At 62.0% G+C, this 300-nt stretch carries 1 protein-coding gene; it reads left to right on the top strand.

The features are described 5' to 3' along the window. On the top strand, positions 1-300 hold a 300-nt coding region (locus tag EN852_RS38965), incomplete at both ends, for a DUF4424 family protein (RefSeq protein WP_135879912.1).

The raw sequence follows: 300 nt of genomic DNA, 5'->3' as shown, positions 1-300 counted from the left end.
GCCGATTTGAAGGCCCAGAACGTGCCGTTCAACCCGTTCGGCGATGCCGCCAAGGCGGCACTGGCGAAGCTTCCGCAAGCGGTGGCCGACGACTGGGTCAACCGCGGCATCATCATCGAGGACACTGTTGACGACAGTGGCGGCCAAAAACCCGGCTATGCGCCGTTCTGGCAATTGCGCTCGACCTATTGGTGGCGCTCGACCTTTCCGGCCAACAAGGACGTTCACGTCTCGCACCGCTACAAGCCTAGCGTCGGCGGCACGTCGTCGGTCAGCTTTTTCAATGAGGGCCAGTTCCAG

The organism is Mesorhizobium sp. M2E.F.Ca.ET.209.01.1.1 (assembly GCF_004010375.2).
Classification (GTDB): domain Bacteria; phylum Pseudomonadota; class Alphaproteobacteria; order Rhizobiales; family Rhizobiaceae; genus Mesorhizobium.
This window is presented reverse-complemented; position numbering and strand designations above follow the sequence as displayed.